15 protein-coding genes are annotated in these 19,766 nt (G+C 61.4%); 7 read left to right on the top strand and 8 right to left on the bottom strand.

Going from position 1 to position 19,766, the window contains the following annotated elements; translation table 11 throughout:
* Positions 1 to 41 precede the first annotated feature (41 nt).
* The 3 genes from CQ041_RS09285 to CQ041_RS09275 all read right to left on the bottom strand — a co-directional run bounded on the left by CQ041_RS09285 (position 42) and on the right by CQ041_RS09275 (position 3,353).
* Positions 42 to 1,220, bottom strand: coding sequence for a VWA domain-containing protein (locus CQ041_RS09285; protein WP_105522486.1), 1,179 nt, complete (start codon positions 1,218 to 1,220; stop codon positions 42 to 44).
* Positions 1,220 to 2,065, bottom strand: coding sequence for a MoxR family ATPase (locus CQ041_RS09280; protein WP_003210690.1), 846 nt, complete (start codon positions 2,063 to 2,065; stop codon positions 1,220 to 1,222). The genes CQ041_RS09285 and CQ041_RS09280 overlap by 1 nt, the downstream gene beginning before the upstream one ends.
* 211 nt (positions 2,066 to 2,276) lie before the next feature.
* Positions 2,277 to 3,353, bottom strand: coding sequence for a DUF748 domain-containing protein (locus CQ041_RS09275; RefSeq protein ID WP_105522485.1), 1,077 nt, complete (start codon positions 3,351 to 3,353; stop codon positions 2,277 to 2,279).
* A gap of 127 nt (positions 3,354 to 3,480) precedes the next feature.
* On the opposite strand from CQ041_RS09275, the gene cysK reads away from it, so the two are divergent.
* Entirely contained in the window at positions 3,481 to 4,455 is a 975-nt protein-coding gene (gene cysK, locus CQ041_RS09270; RefSeq protein ID WP_105522484.1) for a cysteine synthase A, read from the top strand.
* Between the two features lie 85 nt (positions 4,456 to 4,540).
* Complete coding sequence (locus CQ041_RS09265; RefSeq protein WP_105522483.1) at positions 4,541 to 5,476, top strand: aspartyl/asparaginyl beta-hydroxylase domain-containing protein; 936 nt, start codon at positions 4,541 to 4,543, stop codon at positions 5,474 to 5,476.
* A gap of 69 nt (positions 5,477 to 5,545) precedes the next feature.
* Here CQ041_RS09265 and acnA read toward each other — a convergent pair whose 3' ends face one another.
* The gene (gene acnA / locus CQ041_RS09260; protein ID WP_105522482.1) at positions 5,546 to 8,287 is read right to left on the bottom strand and encodes an aconitate hydratase AcnA; all 2,742 of its coding nucleotides are present in this window, start codon (positions 8,285 to 8,287) and stop codon (positions 5,546 to 5,548) included.
* 196 nt (positions 8,288 to 8,483) lie between these two features.
* Between acnA and rlmM the strand changes: the two genes are divergently transcribed.
* Entirely contained in the window at positions 8,484 to 9,554 is a 1,071-nt protein-coding gene (gene rlmM, locus CQ041_RS09255; RefSeq protein WP_105522481.1) for a 23S rRNA (cytidine(2498)-2'-O)-methyltransferase RlmM, read from the top strand.
* Here rlmM and CQ041_RS09250 read toward each other — a convergent pair.
* Positions 9,445 to 10,914: a prenyltransferase/squalene oxidase repeat-containing protein gene (locus CQ041_RS09250; protein WP_163002672.1), complete on the bottom strand. Its 1,470-nt coding sequence runs from the start codon at positions 10,912 to 10,914 to the stop codon at positions 9,445 to 9,447. The two genes, rlmM and CQ041_RS09250, sit on opposite strands and share 110 nt — an antisense overlap.
* 317 nt (positions 10,915 to 11,231) lie before the next feature.
* On the opposite strand from CQ041_RS09250, the gene CQ041_RS09245 reads away from it, so the two are divergent.
* Complete coding sequence (locus tag CQ041_RS09245) at positions 11,232 to 12,302, top strand: terpene synthase (RefSeq protein ID WP_105522479.1); 1,071 nt, start codon at positions 11,232 to 11,234, stop codon at positions 12,300 to 12,302.
* Positions 12,303 to 12,359: 57 nt separating this feature from the next.
* On the top strand, positions 12,360 to 12,611 hold the full coding sequence (gene tusA, locus CQ041_RS09240) for a sulfurtransferase TusA (protein ID WP_105522478.1): 252 nt from the start codon (positions 12,360 to 12,362) through the stop codon (positions 12,609 to 12,611).
* A gap of 108 nt (positions 12,612 to 12,719) precedes the next feature.
* On the opposite strand, the gene CQ041_RS09235 is transcribed toward tusA, so the two are convergent.
* Positions 12,720 to 14,114: an MATE family efflux transporter gene (locus CQ041_RS09235; RefSeq protein WP_105522477.1), complete on the bottom strand. Its 1,395-nt coding sequence runs from the start codon at positions 14,112 to 14,114 to the stop codon at positions 12,720 to 12,722.
* A gap of 140 nt (positions 14,115 to 14,254) precedes the next feature.
* Between CQ041_RS09235 and pdxB the strand changes: the two genes are divergently transcribed.
* Entirely contained in the window at positions 14,255 to 15,400 is a 1,146-nt protein-coding gene (pdxB, locus tag CQ041_RS09230; protein WP_105522476.1) for a 4-phosphoerythronate dehydrogenase PdxB, read from the top strand.
* Positions 15,401 to 15,446: 46 nt separating this feature from the next.
* Here the strand turns inward: pdxB and CQ041_RS09225 are convergent, their stop codons facing one another.
* Entirely contained in the window at positions 15,447 to 15,635 is a 189-nt protein-coding gene (locus CQ041_RS09225; protein ID WP_105522475.1) for a PA1571 family protein, read from the bottom strand.
* A 236-nt stretch (positions 15,636 to 15,871) separates the two neighbouring features.
* Between CQ041_RS09225 and CQ041_RS09220 the strand changes: the two genes are divergently transcribed.
* The gene (locus CQ041_RS09220; RefSeq protein WP_177429375.1) at positions 15,872 to 17,653 is read left to right on the top strand and encodes an ABC transporter transmembrane domain-containing protein; all 1,782 of its coding nucleotides are present in this window, start codon (positions 15,872 to 15,874) and stop codon (positions 17,651 to 17,653) included.
* A gap of 60 nt (positions 17,654 to 17,713) precedes the next feature.
* Here the strand turns inward: CQ041_RS09220 and CQ041_RS09215 are convergent, their stop codons facing one another.
* A complete protein-coding gene (locus tag CQ041_RS09215) occupies positions 17,714 to 19,642 on the bottom strand; it encodes a transglycosylase SLT domain-containing protein (protein ID WP_105522473.1) in 1,929 nt (642 codons plus the stop codon).
* Between the last annotated feature and the right edge of the window lie 124 nt (positions 19,643 to 19,766).

The following is a 19,766-nucleotide window of genomic DNA, read 5'->3' as shown; positions in this document are numbered from 1 at the left end:
CCCCTCCCACATTGGATTTCCTACAGTATTGGGGGCGGCGTTTATTTGGAGAGAAAGCGCATGCCTTCTTCCAGGCCCCGCAGGGTCAGCGGATACATCTGATCCTCGACCAATTCCCGCACGATTCCCGTCGAAGCGGTATAGCCCCAGGTGTCCTTCGGATACGGGTTGATCCAGATCAGCTTCTTGTACTTGGCCATGAAGCGCTGCATCCACACATACCCAGGCTCTTCGTTCCAATGCTCGACGCTGCCGCCGGCCTGGGTGATTTCATACGGGGCCATCGACGCATCGCCGATGAAGATCACTTTGTAGTCCGCGCCGTACTTGTGCAGCAGGTCCTGTGTGGAGGTGCGCTCCGAGGTGCGGCGCGCGTTGTTCTTCCACACCGACTCGTAGACGAAGTTATGGAAGTAAAAATATTCCAGGTGCTTGAACTCGGTCTTGCACGCCGAGAACAGTTCTTCGCAGATCTTCACGTGGGCATCCATCGAGCCACCGATGTCGAACAGCAACAGCAGCTTGATGGTATTGCGTCGCTCCGGACGCATCTGGATGTTGAGCAAGCCGGCATCGCGGGCGGTGTGGTCGATGGTGCCGTCGATATCCAGCTCTTCCGCCGCACCCTGGCGCGCGAATTTGCGCAGGCGGCGCAGGGCGACCTTGATGTTGCGCGTGCCCAGTTCCACCTGGTCGTCGAGGTTCTTGTACTCGCGTTGGTCCCAGACCTTCACGGCCTTGCCCTGGCGTTTGCCGGCATCGCCGACGCGAATGCCTTCCGGGTTGTAGCCACCGGAGCCGAACGGGCTGGTGCCGCCGGTGCCGATCCATTTATTGCCGCCGGCATGGCGTTCTTTCTGTTCTTCCAGGCGTTTCTTGAATTCCTCGATGAGTTTGTCGAGGCCGCCGAGGGACTGGATCTGCGCGCGCTCTTCGTCGCTCAGCGAGCGTTCGAATTCCTTGCGCAGCCAGTCTTCGGGGATCAGTGCCTGCAAGTGATCGTCGAGTTTTTCCAGGCCGTTGAAGTAGGCACCGAACGCCCGGTCGAACTTGTCGAAATGCCGCTCGTCCTTGACCAGGATCGCCCTGGCCAAGTAGTAGAACTCGTCCATGTCGGCGAAGGTAACGCGCATTTTCAGCGCATTGATCAGGTCCAGCAGCTCGCGCACCGACACCGGCACCTTGGCCGCGCGCATCTCGTTGAACAGGTTGAGCAGCATCAGCGGTTACCGCGACGGCTCATGAACGCCAGACGCTCCAGCAACTGCACGTCTTGCTCGTTCTTCACCAGCGCACCGGCCAGCGGCGGGATGGCCTTGGTGGGGTCGCGCTCGCGCAGCACCGCTTCGCCGATGTTGTCGGCCATCAGCAGCTTGAGCCAGTCCACCAGTTCGGAGGTGGAGGGTTTTTTCTTCAGGCCGGGTACCTTGCGCACGTCGAAGAACACGTCCAGCGCTTCGCTGACCAAATCCTTCTTGATGTCGGGGTAGTGCACATCGACGATTTTCTGCAGGGTGGTGCGGTCGGGGAAGGCGATGTAGTGGAAGAAGCAGCGGCGCAGGAACGCATCCGGCAGCTCTTTTTCGTTGTTGGAGGTAATGATGATGATCGGGCGTTTCTTCGCCTTGATGGTCTCGTCGATTTCGTAGACGTAGAACTCCATCTTGTCGAGTTCTTGCAGCAGGTCGTTGGGGAACTCGATGTCGGCCTTGTCGATTTCATCGATCAGCAGGATCACCCGCTCTTCGGACTCGAAGGCTTCCCACAGCTTGCCCTTCTTCAGGTAATTGCGCACGTCGTGCACCTTGTCCACGCCCAGCTGCGAGTCGCGCAGGCGGCTGACCGCGTCGTACTCGTACAGCCCTTGATGGGCCTTGGTGGTGGATTTGATGTGCCACGTGATCAGCTTGGCGCCGAAGGACTCGGCCAATTGTTCGGCGAGCATGGTCTTGCCGGTGCCCGGTTCGCCCTTGACCAGCAGTGGCCGCTCCAGGGTGATGGCGGCGTTGACGGCCAGTTTCAGGTCGTCGGTGGCCACATAGGCCTGGGTGCCTTCGAACTTCATCGGTGTTTCCTCGAATTCATCAATGCCCGGACTATACCGCGCAGCCCCGGCGACTGTGAACGCAGGCGGCTTATTCAGTATCTGAATGGCCAGTCACGAACTCTGTAGGAGCGAGCTTGGTCGCGAAGGGCGTCAACGATGACGCGGGGCACTGATGCCCCGCGGTGTTCTCGGGTTTTTCGCGAGCAAGCTCGCTCCTACAAGGGAGGGGTTAGTCGGCGCTGGGCTTGGGCTGTTCGTAGCGGGCGTTGAAGGCCTGGATAAACCCGTTGCGCAAAATCGACAGGAACGCGGAAAACGCGCTGACATTTTGCTGGTGCACGCTGCCGCTGAGTTCGACACGGGTGGCGAACTGGTTTTTCTGCTGGTTTTTAAGCACGGTCTCGCTGGCGCCGACCACCGCCTCCCAGATCGAGCGGAAGATGTTCTTGTCCTTGTTCTCCACGTCCTGACGCCAGTCGAACACTTCCACATCCCGCAGCAGTGGCTTGATATAACCGGTGAGCTGGCCTTTTTCGGCCTGGGCTTCGATCACCACGTCGCCGGTGCCAGCCTTGAAGTCGAATTTGCCGTAGGCCGAGGCGAAGTTGTTCATGCGCTTGAGTTGCAGGTCCTTGGCGCGGAAGCGGAACTCGAAGTTCTCGAAATTGCTCAGCGGGTCAAAGGTGGCGCTGGCTTCCAGCGGCGCCTGGCCTTGCAGCAGGGCCTTGCCGTCAAAACGCGCGTCGCGCTTGCCTTTGACGTCGACCACGTTGGTGAGGTTATAAAAGCTGGCGTTGACGTCGGTGGCGTTGATGTTTACCGGCGGCTTGGAACTGAAATTATGGAAGGCGATCTTGCCGTCTTCGATGCGCACCTCATCCAGGGTGATGGGCGCCAGTTTGCTCAACTGTTCGCGCCAGTCGGTGCCTTTACCGGTCTGGGACGCTTGCTGGTTGGCGCCGCCGTCGACGAAGTTCACCTCGGGGTTGATAAAACGCACCTTGGCCACCACCGCATGGTCGTACCACAGCGAGTGCCAGCTCACGGCCAGGTCGATCAACGGCGCCTTGACGAACGGGACCGGCACCTTGCCGTCGACCTTGATGATCTCCAGGCCATTGATCCTGTAGGCGCCGCGCCATAGCGCCAGGTCAACATCGGTGACGTGGCCACGGTAGTCACCCATGTCGGCGAGTTTGTCATTCAAATAGTTGCGTACCAGATAGGGCAGGGCGATGGCCAGTGCGACCAGCACCACGAGCAGTCCGGCGACGGTCCATAGCGGCCAGCTGTAGCGACGTTTCATGTAGGCATTCTCCGTACAAGTAGGGGATTGACCTCTGATACGCGCTCAACGTTCCAGTGACTGGACGCTTGGCCGCACGAGGCATACCCTTGTTGCCTTCCCGGATACCGCCCACATAGGACCCGTCATGAGCCGCATCTTTGCAGACAACGCGCACTCCATCGGTAACACGCCCCTGGTGCAGATCAACCGCATCGCCCCCCGGGGCGTGACCATCCTGGCCAAGATCGAAGGGCGTAACCCAGGGTATTCGGTGAAGTGCCGCATTGGCGCCAATATGGTCTGGGACGCGGAAAGCACCGGTAAACTCAAGCCGGGCATGACCATCGTCGAGCCGACCTCCGGCAACACCGGCATCGGCCTGGCGTTTGTCGCCGCCGCCCGTGGCTACAAATTGCTGCTGACTATGCCGGCGTCGATGAGCATCGAGCGGCGCAAGGTGCTCAAGGCCCTCGGTGCCGAACTGGTGCTGACCGAGCCGGCCAAGGGCATGAAAGGCGCGATCGAAAAGGCCGCAGAAATCGTCGCCAGCGACCCGTCCACCTACTTTATGCCCGGCCAGTTCGAAAACCCGGCCAACCCGGCGATCCACGAAAAGACCACCGGTCCGGAAATCTGGAACGACACCGATGGCGCCGTGGACGTGCTGGTGGCAGGCGTGGGCACTGGCGGCACCATCACCGGGGTGTCGCGTTACATCAAGCACATTGCCGGCAAGCCGATCCTGTCGGTGGCGGTCGAGCCGATTGTGTCGCCGGTGATCACCCAGGCGCTGGCCGGTGAAGAGATCAAGCCCAGCCCGCACAAGATCCAGGGCATCGGCGCCGGTTTCGTGCCGAAAAACCTCGACCTGTCGATGGTCGACCGCGTGGAGTTGGTCAGCGATGACGAGTCCAAGGCCATGGCCCTGCGTCTGATGCAGGAAGAGGGCATCCTGTGCGGCATCTCCTGCGGCGCCGCGATGGCCGTGGCCGTGCGCCTTGCGGAGAAACCAGAGATGCAGGGCAAGACCATCGTGGTGATTCTGCCGGACTCAGGCGAGCGCTACCTGTCGAGCATGCTGTTCAGCGACCTGTTCACCGATCAGGAAAACCAGGCTTGATGTGTGTCAGCACCGACACCTTGGGCCTTCTGCATACTGGCCCAAGTGTTTATGATGCCCGGCGCATTTTTTCAGGAGTTGCTGCATGACCTTTTCTTTGGCCGCCAAACTGTCGGTGTTGCTGGTGTTTATCGGCAGCACGCTGTACGTGCACCTGCGGGGCAAGGCCCGTTTGCCGGTGTTGCGCCAGTTCGTCAACCATTCGGCGCTGTTCGCTCCTTATAACGCCCTGATGTACCTGTTTTCGGCGGTGCCGTCCAAGCCGTACCTGGACCGCAGCAAGTTTCCGGAACTGGATGTGCTCAAGGACAATTGGGAAGCGATCCGCGAAGAGGCCATGCACCTGTTCGACGAGGGCTACATCCGCGCCGCCGAAAAGAACAATGACGCCGGCTTCGGCTCGTTCTTCAAGAAGGGTTGGAAGCGTTTCTACCTCAAGTGGTACGACAAACCGCTGCCGTCGGCCGAGGCCCTGTGCCCGAAAACCGTGGCGCTGGTCAGCAGCATTCCCAACGTGAAAGGCGCGATGTTCGCGCTGTTGCCGGGCGGCAGCCATCTCAACCCGCACCGTGATCCGTTTGCCGGTTCCCTGCGGTATCACCTGGGCTTGTCCACGCCAAACTCCGACGCCTGCCGCATCTTCGTCGACGGCCAGGAATACGCCTGGCGTGATGGTGACGACGTGATGTTCGACGAAACCTACGTGCACTGGGTGAAGAACGAAACCGAGCAGACCCGTGTGATCCTGTTCTGCGACATCGAGCGACCGCTCAGCAACCCGGTGATGACCCGCGTCAATCGCTGGGTCAGCAAGCAACTGGGCCGCGCCACTGCACCGCAGAATCTGGATGACGAACGGGTTGGCGGGATCAACCAGGCGTACGCCTGGAGCAAGACCTTCAGCGACAAGTTCAGTGGGGTAGTGAAGCAGTGGAAGCGCAAGCATCCCAAGGCTTACCGCATTGCGCGGCCGGTGCTGGCTGTAGTCGTACTGGTGTTGCTGTGGCGCTGGTTGTTCTGATTTGAATCTGTGAATACAGCCAAAATGTGGGAGGGGCAAGCCCCTCCTACATTTGATCTCCTGCGTTTGTTAGGACGCGATCAATTGGCGCAGTACGTAATGCAGAATCCCGCCCGCCTTGAAGTATTCGACTTCATTAAGCGTATCGATCCGGCACAACACCTCCACCTTCTCGCTGCTGCCGTCCTCCCGGGTAATCACCAGCGTCAGGTTCATGCGCGGCACGATCTCCGCGTCGGTCAACCCGAGAATGTCTAGCTTCTCCTGGCCCGTGAGCTTCAGGCTCTTGCGGTTCTGATCCAGCTTGAACTGCAACGGCAACACGCCCATGCCCACCAGGTTGGAGCGGTGGATGCGCTCGAAACTTTCGGCGATCACTGCCTTTACCCCAAGTAGATTGGTGCCTTTGGCCGCCCAGTCGCGGCTTGAGCCGGTGCCGTATTCCTGACCCGCGATGACCACCAGCGGCGTGCCCGACGCCTGGTATTTCATCGAGGCGTCATAGATCGCCATCTTTTCGCCCGTGGGGATATACAGCGTATTGCCACCTTCTTCGCCGCCGAGCATTTCATTGCGGATGCGGATGTTGGCAAAGGTGCCGCGCATCATCACTTCATGGTTGCCCCGGCGTGATCCATAGGAGTTGAAGTCCCGTGGTTCCACGCCTTGCTCGCGCAGGTAGCGGCCGGCAGGGCTGTCGGTTTTGATATTGCCGGCGGGGGAGATATGGTCGGTGGTCACCGAGTCGCCGAGCAGGGCCAGCACGTTCGCACCCTGGACGTCCTTGATCACCGGCAGCGGCCCGGCAATATCCTCGAAGAACGGCGGATGCTGGATGTAGGTGGAATCCTTCTGCCACACGTAGGTGGCAGCCTGTGGCACCTCAATGGCTTGCCACTGCTCGTCACCGGCGAACACTTCGGCGTATTCCTTGTGGAACATGCCGGTGCTGACCTGCGCCACGGCGTCGGCGATTTCCTCGCTGGTGGGCCAAATGTCCTTGAGGTACACCGGTTTGCCGTCTTGATCGTTGCCCAGCGGCTCGCTGCTGATATCGATGCGCACGGTGCCGGCGAGGGCATAGGCGACCACCAGCGGCGGCGACGCCAGCCAATTGGTTTTCACCAGCGGGTGCACGCGGCCTTCGAAATTGCGATTGCCGGAGAGCACCGAAGCGACGGCGAGGTCGGCCTTCTGGATGGCTTTCTCGATCGGCTCGGGCAACGGGCCGGAGTTGCCGATGCAGGTGGTGCAGCCGTAACCCACCAAATCAAAGCCGAGCTTGTCCAGATACTGGGTAAGGCCCGCCGCCTTGTAATAGTCGGTAACCACTTTGGAGCCGGGGGCCAGCGAGGTTTTCACCCACGGCTTGCGCGTCAGGCCTTTTTCCACGGCCTTTTTCGCGACCAGGCCGGCGGCCATCATCACGCTGGGGTTCGACGTGTTGGTGCAGGAGGTGATTGCGGCGATGACCACTGCGCCGTTTTTCAGGCGGTAGGTGTGGCCCTCGTACTCATAGTCCGTTTCGCCGATCAGGTCGGCATTGCCCACTGCCACGCCACCACCGCCTTCACTTTCCAGGCGGCCTTCTTCCTTGTTGGTGGGTTTGAATTGCAGGTCGAGAAAATCACTGAAGGCCTGGCCAACGTTGGGCAGGGACACGCGGTCCTGCGGACGTTTGGGTCCGGCCAGGCTGGCTTCGACGCTGCCCATGTCCAAGGCCAGGCTGTCGGTGAACACCGGTTCCTGGCCCGCGTTGCGCCACAGGCCCTGGGCCTTGGTGTAGGCCTCGACCAACTTGACGGTTTCTGACGGACGGCCCGACAGGCGCAGGTAGTCCAGCGTCACCTCATCCACCGGGAAAAAGCCGCAGGTAGCGCCGTATTCCGGGGCCATGTTGGCGATGGTGGCACGGTCCGCCAGGGGCAGGTCGGCCAGGCCGTCGCCGTAGAATTCGACGAATTTACCCACCACGCCTTTCTTGCGCAGCATCTGGGTGACGGTCAGCACCAGGTCGGTGGCGGTGATGCCTTCCTTCAGCTTGCCGGTGAGCTTGAAGCCGGTGACTTCCGGGATCAGCATCGACACCGGCTGGCCGAGCATCGCCGCTTCCGCCTCGATGCCGCCGACGCCCCAGCCCAGTACGCCGAGGCCGTTGATCATGGTGGTGTGGGAGTCGGTGCCCACCAGGGTGTCAGGGAACGCATAGGTGCGGCCGTCTTCGTCCTTGGTCCAGACGGTGCGGCCGAGGTATTCGAGGTTGACCTGGTGGCAGATGCCGGTGCCCGGCGGTACCACACTGAAATTGTCGAAGGCGCTCTGGCCCCAGCGCAGAAAGGCGTAGCGTTCGCCGTTGCGCTGCATTTCGATGTCGACGTTCTGCTCGAAGGCGTCCGCATTGCCGAACTTGTCGACCATCACCGAGTGGTCGATCACCAGGTCCACCGGCGACAGCGGATTGATGCGCTGCGGGTCGCCACCGGCCTTGGCCACGGCGGCGCGCATCGCGGCCAGGTCGACCACCGCGGGTACCCCGGTAAAATCCTGCATCAGCACGCGGGCGGGGCGGTACTGGATCTCGCGGTCGGAGCGGCGCTCCTTGAGCCAGGCGGCGATGGCCTTGAGGTCGGCGCCGGTGACGGTCTTGTCGTCTTCCCAGCGCAGCAGGTTTTCCAGCAGCACCTTGAGGGACATCGGCAGCGTGTCCAGGTTGCCCAGGCTTTTGGCGGCCTCGGGCAGGCTGAAATAGTGGTAGGTCTTGTTGTCGATTTGCAGCGTTTTGAGTGTTCTCAGGCTATCAAGCGATGACATGACACGACTCCTTATGGTCCGCACGGCTACGGACCTGACGGGGCGAACAGAGCTTTAAAGCTAGCGCTGTTTTCATTAGCAGGCTAATAACTGGACTCTATGGTTAAGTCCAAGGTTCCGAACTCGGCTATCATGCGCGCGTTTTCATGACAGACATTGCGATAGCGCAAGGTCGGTTGAGTCACCAGGAGAGTTGATGAACACCCTTTTTATGCACTGCCGCCCGGGTTTTGAAGGCGAAGTCTGTTCCGAGATCGCGGAACATGCCGCGCGCCTGAACGTTTCCGGCTACGCCAAGGCCAAGACGGGCAGCGCCTGCGCCGAATTTGTCTGCACCGAAGAAGACGGCGCCCAGCGCCTGATGCACGGCCAGCGTTTTGCCGAGCTGATCTTCCCCCGGCAGTGGGCGCGCGGGGTGTTCATCGACCTGCCGGAAACCGACCGCATCAGCGTGATCCTCGCCCACCTGCAAGGCTTCCCGGTGTGCGGCAGCCTGTGGCTGGAGATGGTCGATACCAATGACGGCAAGGAACTGTCGAATTTCTGCAAGAAGTTCGAAGTGCACCTGCGCAAAGCGTTGCTCAACGCCGGCAAGCTGGTGGACGACCCGAGCAAGCCGCGCCTGCTGCTGACCTTCAAGAGCGGTCGCGAAGTGTTCATGGGCCTGGCCGAGTCGAACAACTCGGCGATGTGGCCGATGGGCATCCCGCGTCTCAAGTTCCCGCGTGAGGCGCCAAGCCGCTCGACCTTGAAGCTTGAGGAGGCCTGGCACCACTTTATCCCCCGCGACCAGTGGGACGAGCGCCTGCACGGCGACATGACCGGCGTTGACCTCGGTGCCGCGCCGGGCGGTTGGACCTGGCAACTGGTCAACCGCGGCATGCTGGTGACCGCCATCGACAACGGCCCGATGGCCGAAAGCCTGATGGACACTGGCCTGGTGCAACACCTGATGGCCGACGGCTTTACCTTCGTGCCCAAGCAGCCGGTGGACTGGATGGTCTGCGATATCGTCGAGAAACCGGCGCGTAACGCGGCTCTGCTGGAAACCTGGATCGGCGAAGGACATTGCCGCGAGGCAGTGGTGAACCTGAAGTTGCCGATGAAGCAACGGTATGCCGAGGTGAAACGCCTGCTGGAGCGCATCGAAGACGGCTTCAAGGCACGCGGCATTCGCGTGGAGATTGGCTGCAAGCAGCTGTATCACGACCGTGAGGAAGTGACCTGCCATTTGCGCCGGCTGGTGGATGCGAAGAAGCGCAAATAACGGCTTTCGCCGCGTCCCCCAAGGCGTTCAATGCAAAGATCTGGGCCAGCACCGGAAATTGATAGGGAATCGGGCGCGGTGCTGCCTGGTCCGGAAGGGCCTGGAAACGCGCGTGTTTGCCACTGCGCCGTTGTAGGTATCTCACTGCGCGACGTAGCGCCTGGGTGTTGTCCAGGTAGCTGAGGGCGCTGAGTGCATGAGCGGTGCTGATTACATCACTGCGTTGCCCGCTGACCTGGCCCCAGCCGCCGTCCGGGTTCTGCGCCCGCAGCAGATAGGCCATGGATTTGCTTCGCACGTTCTCGGCAAGGTCCGGGCTGGCGAAGCGTGCGGCGTGATGCACGGCGCTGATCACGCGCGCTATGGCGAATGTCGCGCTCAGGCTCCAACTGCGCTCAAACGTGCCATCGGCGTGCTGCACCGCGGCCAGGAAGGCCAGGGCGGAGCGCAGCAGGTCGGCGTATTTGCGACCCATGGGTGCCAGAGCAATGATCACGTTGGCGGTCATGGTGGCTTCAGAGGGGTGATTGCGATGGTACGTTGGAAAACCCCCGTCCAGGTTGGCCATGCCCGCCAGGTAGTCCTGCCCGCGCTGTATCGACAGCGCGTGGCGCACGGGGTCTACACGTTGCAGGCATTCGAGCGCCAGGCACGTGCTGTCGATATCCGTTTGTGTCACGTGTTCTGAATAAGGCCACGCACCATCCGGCGCCTGTTCCGCTGCAAGATAATCGGCCATCCCACGCATCTTCTGCGAACGCTTTCCGGACGTGCTCAGCGCAACCCCGGCGAATGCGGTGAGGTAAATCGTCATCTGGGTGATAAACGGCAACCCGCCATCGCAGTTGCGCCACGCGAGAATGACACGGGTGCCGCTCATCAATAGCGGGTGGGCCGGGGCAAATGTCTGGAGTGCCAACAGGCTCAGCAGGTGCGCCGAAAGATGCCCTTCCCACACGGGAATAGCGCTGCCGTGGGTAAGTTGATCAAGCAGAAAGTGACGATCTTGATCGCTTATCAGTTGGGGCTCGTTCGCCCCATAGGCATTGATGATTTTGATCGCGCACAGGGTCAGGCATACCCAGGAAGCCTGATGGTGATACTCAAGCTTGACGATCTGGTCCTTGGTCAAATACGGCATGCCATGGATCAACGCGAAATAGGTACTGAACATCCACTGCTTGCGCTCAGCTGTGAAATGCTCGACCGGCGATGCGCAGGTTGCGTCATCCCCCGGCGGCATGACCAGGCGACGCTCCAGTTCATTCAGGGACTGGCGTTGTTTGTATCGACTCAGAAACCTGGCAAGGCTGCGTTGCACCTCGGGCAACGTATGCATGCGGCGCAGCAACACGAGCATCAACTGTGACTCCAGGCCACGGCTGTTGCAGTGCTGACGAATGGAACCCTGATCGTCTACGAAGGAATGCAGGTCATGTCGCAGGGCAGATATCAGGGATGATATCTGTGATGTTTGCATGCTCAACCTTGACTGCGCTCTGGACGGACACCTGCGCTTTTTCATAGTGATACACGCGGGCGAAATTTCAAGCCGCCTTCCCGCACGCGAAAGACAAGTTCGCGATACCTGGCAGCGGCTTTATGGCGAACGGGCCTTTTGTAAACGGTTGGCTTCGTGCTTTCTAGAGCTATTGTTGCCAAATCCAAGGTTCCGCCATGCAGCCGATCTCAATCCCCGCTATCTACTGCCCGCTGCCGGTGCTGCAACATCCTGCCACTGATGCGATTGAGCAACCCTGCCTCGACTGGCTCGACCAGTGGGGGCTGTTTGTCGACCCGGTACAGCGGGCGCGTCTCGGTGCCATGGGGATCGGTCGGCTGTGCGGGATGATCTATCCCCAAGGGCCGCAGGCGCTATTGCAGATTGCAACGAACTACATGATGTGGACGTTCGGCTATGACGATGAACTCTGTGACGAGGGGCCCGCCAGCGAAGACGCGCGACTGCTGATCGAGGCCAGTAGTCGTATCCAGCGTATCCTGGAGTCTACGGAGGTTGCAGTGGACCTCACTGATCGCTACGGCATGGCACTCAGGGATATTCGGTTACGCCTGGAGGAGCACGGCCTGGAAAAAGAAGCTGCACGCTTGAGCATGTTGATGCGTACTTATTTTATGGCGGAAATGTGGAAGGCCGTGTCAACACAACCGTCACTTAACGACTATGCGATTCAGCGCTTGATGGGGGGTGGTGGCGTGACATTTCCATTCTTTTGTTACGCCGTGCCAAAGCTCGACCTTGCCGAACGCGAGCTGGCTGATCGACGGATAGTCGCCCTGACTGAAATGGCTGGCACTTTAGCTGTGTGGGATAACGACATTTTTTCGCAGCCTAAAGAGCTTTTGCGCCGCCAGAACAAGAAGGGCCATAACCTGATTGAAGTGATTTGCCGGCAGTACAACTGTCCGGCGCAAGAGGGGCTGCTGATCGGCGTGCGGATGCGCGAGCGCGTTCAAGGTCTGTACCTGCGGCTGCACGAAGCGATGCTCGGGCAGGTATCGCCGGCGATGCGTGAGTATCTGTTGGGCTTGAATGCCTACATCAGCGGCGTGCTGCAATGGCACCGCATCACGCCAAGGTTTCGCTACATCAATGGTGTGGACGGCGCTATTTGCATGCAGGGAGGCGAGCCGGCATCAGAGCCCCTGGATACCAACACCGAGCCGCTGCCCATTCCATCCATTGCCTGGTGGTGGCACTACGATACTGCCGGCAAAACCACCTGAATGCTGGTGAGCGCGTTGAAATTGGGCAACAATGCACGCTAGTTTCAGGAGTAAACAATGAGCAATATTTCCCAGACCGTCGTCGACGGCACGTTGGACGCCACCGGCCTCAACTGCCCTGAACCCGTAATGATGCTGCACCAGCATATCCGTGACCTGCCGCCGGGCGGTTTGCTGAAGGTGATCGCCACCGACCCTTCCACCCGCCGCGATATCCCCAAGTTCTGCGTGTTCCTCGACCACGAACTGGTGGACCAGCAGGAACAGGCCGGTACGTACCTGTACTGGATCCGCAAAAAAGCCGACTGATCACTCGATGTACTGTAGGAGCGAGCTTGCTCGCGAAAATCCTCAACGATAGTGCAGCGCGCCTGGGTTAACGCGGCGCTCTCGGGTTTTTCGCGAGCAAGCTCGCTCCTACAGGTGGGCTTTGTCCGCCCGAATGCGGCGGCGTGCACTGCGCGCCAGGCGCACCAGCAGCATCCCCGCCGCGCAGCTCAGGCCCACGATCAGCCCTTGCCACAAGCCGCTGGGGCCGCTCGGCGCGCCCAGCCAATCGGTCAGGCCCAGGGCGTAGCCCACCGGCAGGCCTACGCCCCAATAGGCGAATAAGGTCAGCACCATGGTCACCCGCGTGTCCTGATAGCCACGCAATGCGCCGGCGGCGGTGACCTGGATCGAATCGGAAAACTGGAACAGCGCTGAAAACACGATCAGCGTCGAGGCCAGGTGGATCACGATCGGGTCCGGGGTATAAATGCTCGCAATCTGCTCGCGAAACAGCAGCATCAGGCTGCAGGACAGGCAAGCGTAGGCCAATGCGGTGCCCATGCCGACCCCGGCAGCGAAGCGTGCCTCACGCGCTTCGCCACGCCCCAGCGCCTGGCCGACGCGCACGGTCACGGCCATGCTCAGGGAATAGGGGATCATGAACACCAGCGAGCTGACGTTCAGGGCGATCTGATGGCCGGACACTACGGTAGCCCCGAGGCTGCCCAATAACAGCGCAATCACGGCAAATATGCTCGATTCGGCGAAGATCGCGATGCCAATCGGCAGGCCAATCCCCAGTACGCGCTTGATCACCGCCCATTGCGGCCAGTCGAAGCGCTTGAACAGCTCGCTGCTCTGGTACGCCGGGCCGAAGCGTGTCCACACCGCCAGGCCAATCGCCATCGCCCACATCGAGAGGGCCGTGGCCCAGCCGCAGCCGACGCCGCCCATGGCCGGCAGGCCGAGGTGGCCGTAAATGAAGATGTAGTTCAGCGGAATGTTCAGCGCCAGGCCGAACAGGCCCATGACCATGCTCGGCCGTGTACGGCCCAGGCCGTCGCTGAAACAGCGCAGCACGTAGTACAGCGCAATCGCCGGCATGCCGGCCGCGATGCCGTGCAGGTAGCCCATGGACGGCGCGATCAGGTCGGCTTCGACCTTCATGGCATGCAGGATCGGCTCGGCGCACAACAGCAGCAACGCACCCATGATCCCGACCACCACCGCCAGCCACAGGGATTGGCGCACCAACGGTCCGATCTCGCTGTAGTGCCCGGCGCCGAAGCGTTGGGCGACTTTCGGCGTGGTGGCCAACAGGGTGCCGGACATCAGCAGGTACACCGGGATCCAGATCGAATTGCCCAGGCCCACCGCCGCCAGGTCTTGCGGGCTGACGCGCCCGGCCATGACCGCGTCGACAAAGCTCATGGCCGTGGTGGCCAGTTGGCCGATCATGATCGGCAAGGCGAGCGTCAGCAGGTCACGCACCTCCCGGCTGACACGGGCGGGGCGGGTGAGGGCGGCAGTGGCAGTGTTCACGTACAGGTGTCCAATAGAGGGAAGCGCAAGGACGACGGATTCTACGCCTTGACGCATCGGTCAGGAAAAAACCTGTGTTAGCGATTTGTAAGCGCAGGCCGTGATCCCTGTACACTGCGGATCCGCCAAAGGAGCCTGCCATGTTGATTGTTGCCGACGAAAATATTCCGCTGCTCGATGCCTTCTTTGCCGGATTCGGCGAGATTCGCCGGGTTCCCGGTCGTTCCATCGACCGCGCCACTGTCGAGCAGGCCGATGTATTGCTGGTGCGTTCAGTCACCAACGTCAACCGTGCACTGCTGGAAGGCAGCAACGTGCGCTTTGTCGGGACCTGCACCATCGGCACCGACCACCTGGACCTGGATTACTTCAAGCAGGCCGGTATCCAGTGGTCCAGCGCCCCCGGCTGCAATGCGCGGGGCGTAGTGGACTACGTGCTGGGCAGCCTGCAGACCCTGGCAGAAATCGAAGGCGCGGACCTCAACCAGCGTACCTACGGCGTGGTGGGCGCCGGTGAAGTCGGTGGGCGCCTGGTCAAGGTGCTCAAGGGCCTGGGCTGGAACGTGCTGGTGTGCGACCCGCCACGCCAGATCGCCGAGGACGGCGATTACGTCAGCCTCGCGCAGATCATCGAACAGTGCGATGTGATCAGCCTGCACACGCCGTTGATCAAGTCCGGCAATGGCGCCACGTGGCACCTGTTCGACCGTGAGCGCCTCAGCCAGCTCAAGCCGGGTGCGTGGTTGATCAACGCCAGTCGCGGTGCGGTCGTCGACAACGCCGCCCTGCGCGACGTACTGCTGGCGCGCGACGACCTGCAAGCCGTGCTCGATGTGTGGGAAGGCGAGCCTGAAGTGGACGTCGACCTGGCCGATCTATGCGTGCTGGCCACGCCCCACATCGCCGGTTACAGCCTGGATGGCAAGCAGCGCGGGACGGCGCAGATCTACCAGGCGCTGTGCGCGCACCTGGGCCTGGACGCCACGCTCCAACTGAGCGACCTGCTTCCCGCACCCTGGCTGGCCGAAGTGCACCTCAATGCCAGCACCGACCCGGCCTGGGCGCTGGCGACGTTGTGCCGCAGCGTGTACGACCCGCGCCGGGACGACGCAGATTTTCGCCGCAGTCTGGTCGGCACCGTGGAAGAACAGCGCAAGGCGTTTGACCTGCTGCGCAAGCATTATCCGGAACGTCGCGAGATCGATGGGTTGAAGGTGCGGATCAACGGGGAGTCGGCGGTGTTGTCCAGCATGGTTTCGGCCCTGGGCGCGACTTCGAGTCAGTAACGCGGGCCATAAAAAAACCGGCCACTCGGGCCGGTTTCAAATGAGTTCAGGCGCTTGCGTCGTGCTGGTCAGGCTTGACCAGGCGCTTTTCCAGTTCATGGCACGCTTGCTGGATCATGTCTTCGGTGATCGGCACTTCGCGCCCCTGGGCATCGATGATCGAGCAACCCAAGTGAGCCTGATGCTCTTTGCGGACCACTTCTACTTTGTCGGTGTTGCTGGTGTGCAAGGTCATGGCCTGTCTCCTCATCAGGTTGTGCAGCTACTCTAAAACCCCCGCGTGACCGAGCTGTTACAACGGCTTGCAACGTCAGCGGTGCGAATACCCAGTCCACCAGAAACCGCTGCGGATTTCCAGACGGGCATTAGACCGATAGCCTCTAGCCAGTCACGGCAATGGGCATAATTAACCTGACTCATTGTTATTTACCCAAGTTCCCCCAATGTTGGAGTACAGGTTCCTCATCGGTGATGCCCTCCATGTTCTCAACCCGTCAACGTCGTGCCATCCGCCTGGCCGGCCGGTTTATCGCACCCTATCGCTGGCAGGCCCTCGGCGCCCTGTTGGCGCTGATCGTCACCGCCGGCATCACCTTGTCCATGGGGCAGGGCATTCGCCTGCTGGTGGACCAAGGCTTCATGACGCAATCGCCGCACCTGCTCAACCAGTCCATCGGGCTGTTCATGTTGCTGGTGCTCGGGTTGGCGATTGGCACGTTTGCGCGGTTTTACCTGGTGTCATGGATCGGCGAGCGCGTGGTCGCCGACATCCGCCGGCAAGTGTTCAACCACCTGATCTACCTGCATCCCGGGTTCTATGAAAACAACCGCAGCTCGGAAATCCAGTCACGGCTGACCACCGACACCACCCTGCTGCAATCGGTGATCGGTTCGTCGCTGTCGCTGTTCCTGCGCAATGCGCTGATGGTGCTGGGTGGCATCGTACTGCTGTTTGTCACCAACCCCAAGCTCACCAGCATCGTGGTAGTGGCGCTGCCGCTGGTGCTGGCGCCGATCCTGATTTTCGGTCGCCGGGTGCGCAGCCTGTCGCGCCTGAGCCAGGACCGCATCGCCGATGTCGGCAGCTATGTGTCCGAAACCCTCGGCCAGATCAAGACCGTGCAGGCCTACAACCACCAGGTACAGGACGAGCAGCGCTTCGCCGTGACGGTGGAAGAAGCCTTCAGCACGGCGCGCAAACGCATCGCCCAGCGGGCCTGGCTGATCACGCTGGTGATCATGCTGGTGCTCGGCGCCGTGGGCGTGATGCTCTGGGTCGGTGGCATGGACGTGATCAGCGGGCGGATTTCCGGCGGCGAGCTGGCGGCATTTGTGTTCTACAGCCTGATCGTCGGCAGCGCGGTCGGCACCCTCAGCGAGGTGCTGGGCGAGTTGCAGCGTGCTGCGGGCGCCGCCGAGCGCATCGGTGAATTGTTGCAGTCGACCAATGAAATCCAGGCGCCGCCCGGTGGGACCGTCCGCTTGCCCGAACGTGTCAGCGGCCGCATGGAACTGCAAGGCTTGCGTTTCTCCTACCCGTCACGGCCCGACAGCTACGCCATCGACGGCCTTGACCTGACCATCAACCCTGGCGAAACCCTGGCACTGGTTGGCCCGTCCGGCGCCGGCAAATCCACGATCTTCGACCTGCTGCTGCGTTTCTATGACTCCCAGCAGGGCCGCATTCTGATAGAGGGCCAGCCGCTCACCGAACTCGACCCCATGGACCTGCGCCGCCACTTCGCGCTGGTGTCCCAGAGCCCGGCGCTGTTCTTTGGCAGCGTCGAGGACAACCTTCGCTACGGCAACCCCTCGGCCACCCAGGAGCAAATTGAAGCCGCCGCCCGCATTGCGCACGCCCATGACTTCATCCTGCAAATGCCCGAGGGCTACCAGACTCATCTGGGCGAGGGCGGCATGGGCCTTTCCGGCGGTCAGCGCCAACGTCTGGCCATCGCCCGTGCGTTGCTGGTGGATGCGCCGATCCTGTTGCTGGACGAGGCCACCAGCGCATTGGATGCCCAGAGTGAGCACCTGATCCAACAGGCGTTGCCGCAACTGATGCAAGGGCGCACCACGTTGGTGATCGCCCATCGACTGGCGACGGTGAAGAACGCGGATCGGATCGCGGTGATGGACCAGGGCAAGCTGGTGGCGGTGGGTACGCATCAACAGTTGATTGCGAGCAATCCGCTGTACGCGCGGTTGGCGGCGTTGCAGTTCAGTGATGGGGATAAACAGGTTCATCACTGACCCGCAGGTGCTCAGGCGAAGTGGGGTGAGCAAGCCTGCTCACCCCACTGTTGTGGCGTGTTACTGATCGTCGAAGTAACGCTCATGCCAATCCACCAGCGGCTGCGGTGAATTGAGCTTCTGGCCGTAGATCACCGAGTAAGACAGCACGTTCTGTACATATTGGCGGGTTTCATCGAACGGAATGCTTTCCACCCACACGTCGAAGCTCAGGTGGTCCGCGCCGCGCAGCCACTGGCGCACGCGACCGGGCCCGGCGTTGTAGGCGGCGGAGGCGAGTACGCGGTTGCCGTTGAACTGGCTGTGCACCTGGCTCAGGTACGCGGCGCCGAGCTGGATGTTCTTGTCCGGGTCCAGCACTTGGGCCGGTGAGGCCAGGGGGATGCTGAACTTGCGCGCGGTTTCCTTGGCGGTGCCAGGCATCAGTTGCATCAGGCCGCTGGCGCCGACGCCGGAGCGGGCGTCGTCCATGAACGCGCTTTCCTGGCGGGTGATGGCAAACACCCAGCTGGAATGCAGGCCCCGTACCTTGGCTTCACGCACCAGCGTGTCGCGATGGGCCATCGGGAAACGGATATCCAGGTCGTCCCAGTACTGCGCCTGGGCAATGGTGCGGATCGCCGGGAAGTACCATTTCATGTCATAGGCCAGTTTGGCCTGAGCGACCATTTCGTCGCGGTTGAAGTGACGGCTGACGTGGTACCACTCGCGCCGGCCATCGACGATTTGGCCGCGGGCGTAGAACTCCAGGGCACGGCGCACGCCGGGGGTGTTGCGGACTTTGTTGACCAGCGCCTGGCTCATCACCAGTGGTTTGTTTTTCAACTGGTAGGCGACCTTGGAGCGGTCGGCGGCGAGGAAGCCGTAGAAATCACGTTCTTGAGCCAGGTGCTTGTACAGCACCAACGCTTGCGGGTTTTTCGGCTCGGCCAGTTCCAGGCTGCGGGCCTGCCAATAGCGCCAGCGGTTGGTGGTGGCCAGGTCTTGCGGGAGTTTGCGGGTGAGCTGGTAGGCGTCTTCCCAGCGTGCCAGGCGCAGCAGCAGGCGCAGGCGCCATTCGGACACCGTGTTGTCACGCAGCTCCGGGTCGTATCGGGTCATGACGTCGAGGGCGCGAGGGTCATAGCGCTTGGCCAGCGTGAGACCGATTTCGCGGGCTATCGCCACTTTTTCGTCACGGGAGAAGCGCATGCTGCTGGCGTAGCCGTCGAGCAATGCCATGGCTTTTTCCGGGTCCTGGCGTGCCAGGCGGCGCAGGCCCAGGCCGACGGCGTCAGACATGGCCTCGGTGGCCGGCAGGAAGCGCGACGGATCGCTGAGCATGTCGGGTTTCTGCGCGACGTCCACCATCAACCGGCCTTGGTTGCCGAGGGTGGGCAGGGTTTTCACCAAACTGTTGGCCAGTGCGTAGTTGCGTGCTTCGGCGGCCAGCTTGGCGCGGTCCCAGATCTTCTGTTCAGTCAGTTGGCCGTCCGCGGCCCATTGGCCGAACGTGGCATCACAGGCGGCCGGCTGGGATTTGCCGGTCATCCAGAGTTTTTCGGTGGTCTTGTAGCCTTCAGCCTTTTGGTTGTGGCTGAGCTGATATTGGCCGTGCAGGCAGTCCAGCTCGACGAAATTGAGTTTGGTGTCGTAGTACTTTTCAAACGTCTGCCAGTCGCCGCGCTCCGCCAGCCAACGCAGCCAGCGCAGTTTCATCCAGTTGGCCTGGGGCAGGTCGCCGTTTTTGGCGAGGAACTGTTCGATTTCCTGGTTGCTCGCGGTTTTCAGGCGCGCCGTCAGTTCGTCGTAGGCCAGGTACGGCGTCAGCGGATAGTCGGCCAGCGCCTGGCTGTATTGCCGATACGGACCGCTGTCGCCCTTGGCCAGCGCGCGTTTGGCTTCATCGTAATACTGGCGTTGAGTCGTGAGGTCCACGGCCTGGGCGGATTGAACGGCAGTGGCGGAAAGAAGCAGACAAGATAAAAAGTTGAAAAGGCGACTGCGCATGAGACGTCCGTGTAGAGAAATCACGAATAGTGCCGGCAGCGCCGGCACTGTATGGGCCCTAGCTTAGCCTTTTGCCCGCCGCTGGCGAAAGCTTTGCCGGCCGGTTCGTTCAGGTTATCCAGAA

Origin of the sequence: Pseudomonas sp. MYb60 (genome assembly GCF_002979555.1) — a bacterium.
In the GTDB taxonomy this organism is placed as follows: Bacteria; Pseudomonadota; Gammaproteobacteria; order Pseudomonadales; family Pseudomonadaceae; genus Aquipseudomonas.
Note: the sequence above shows the minus strand (reverse complement) of the source record. Positions and strands in the feature narration are given on the sequence as shown.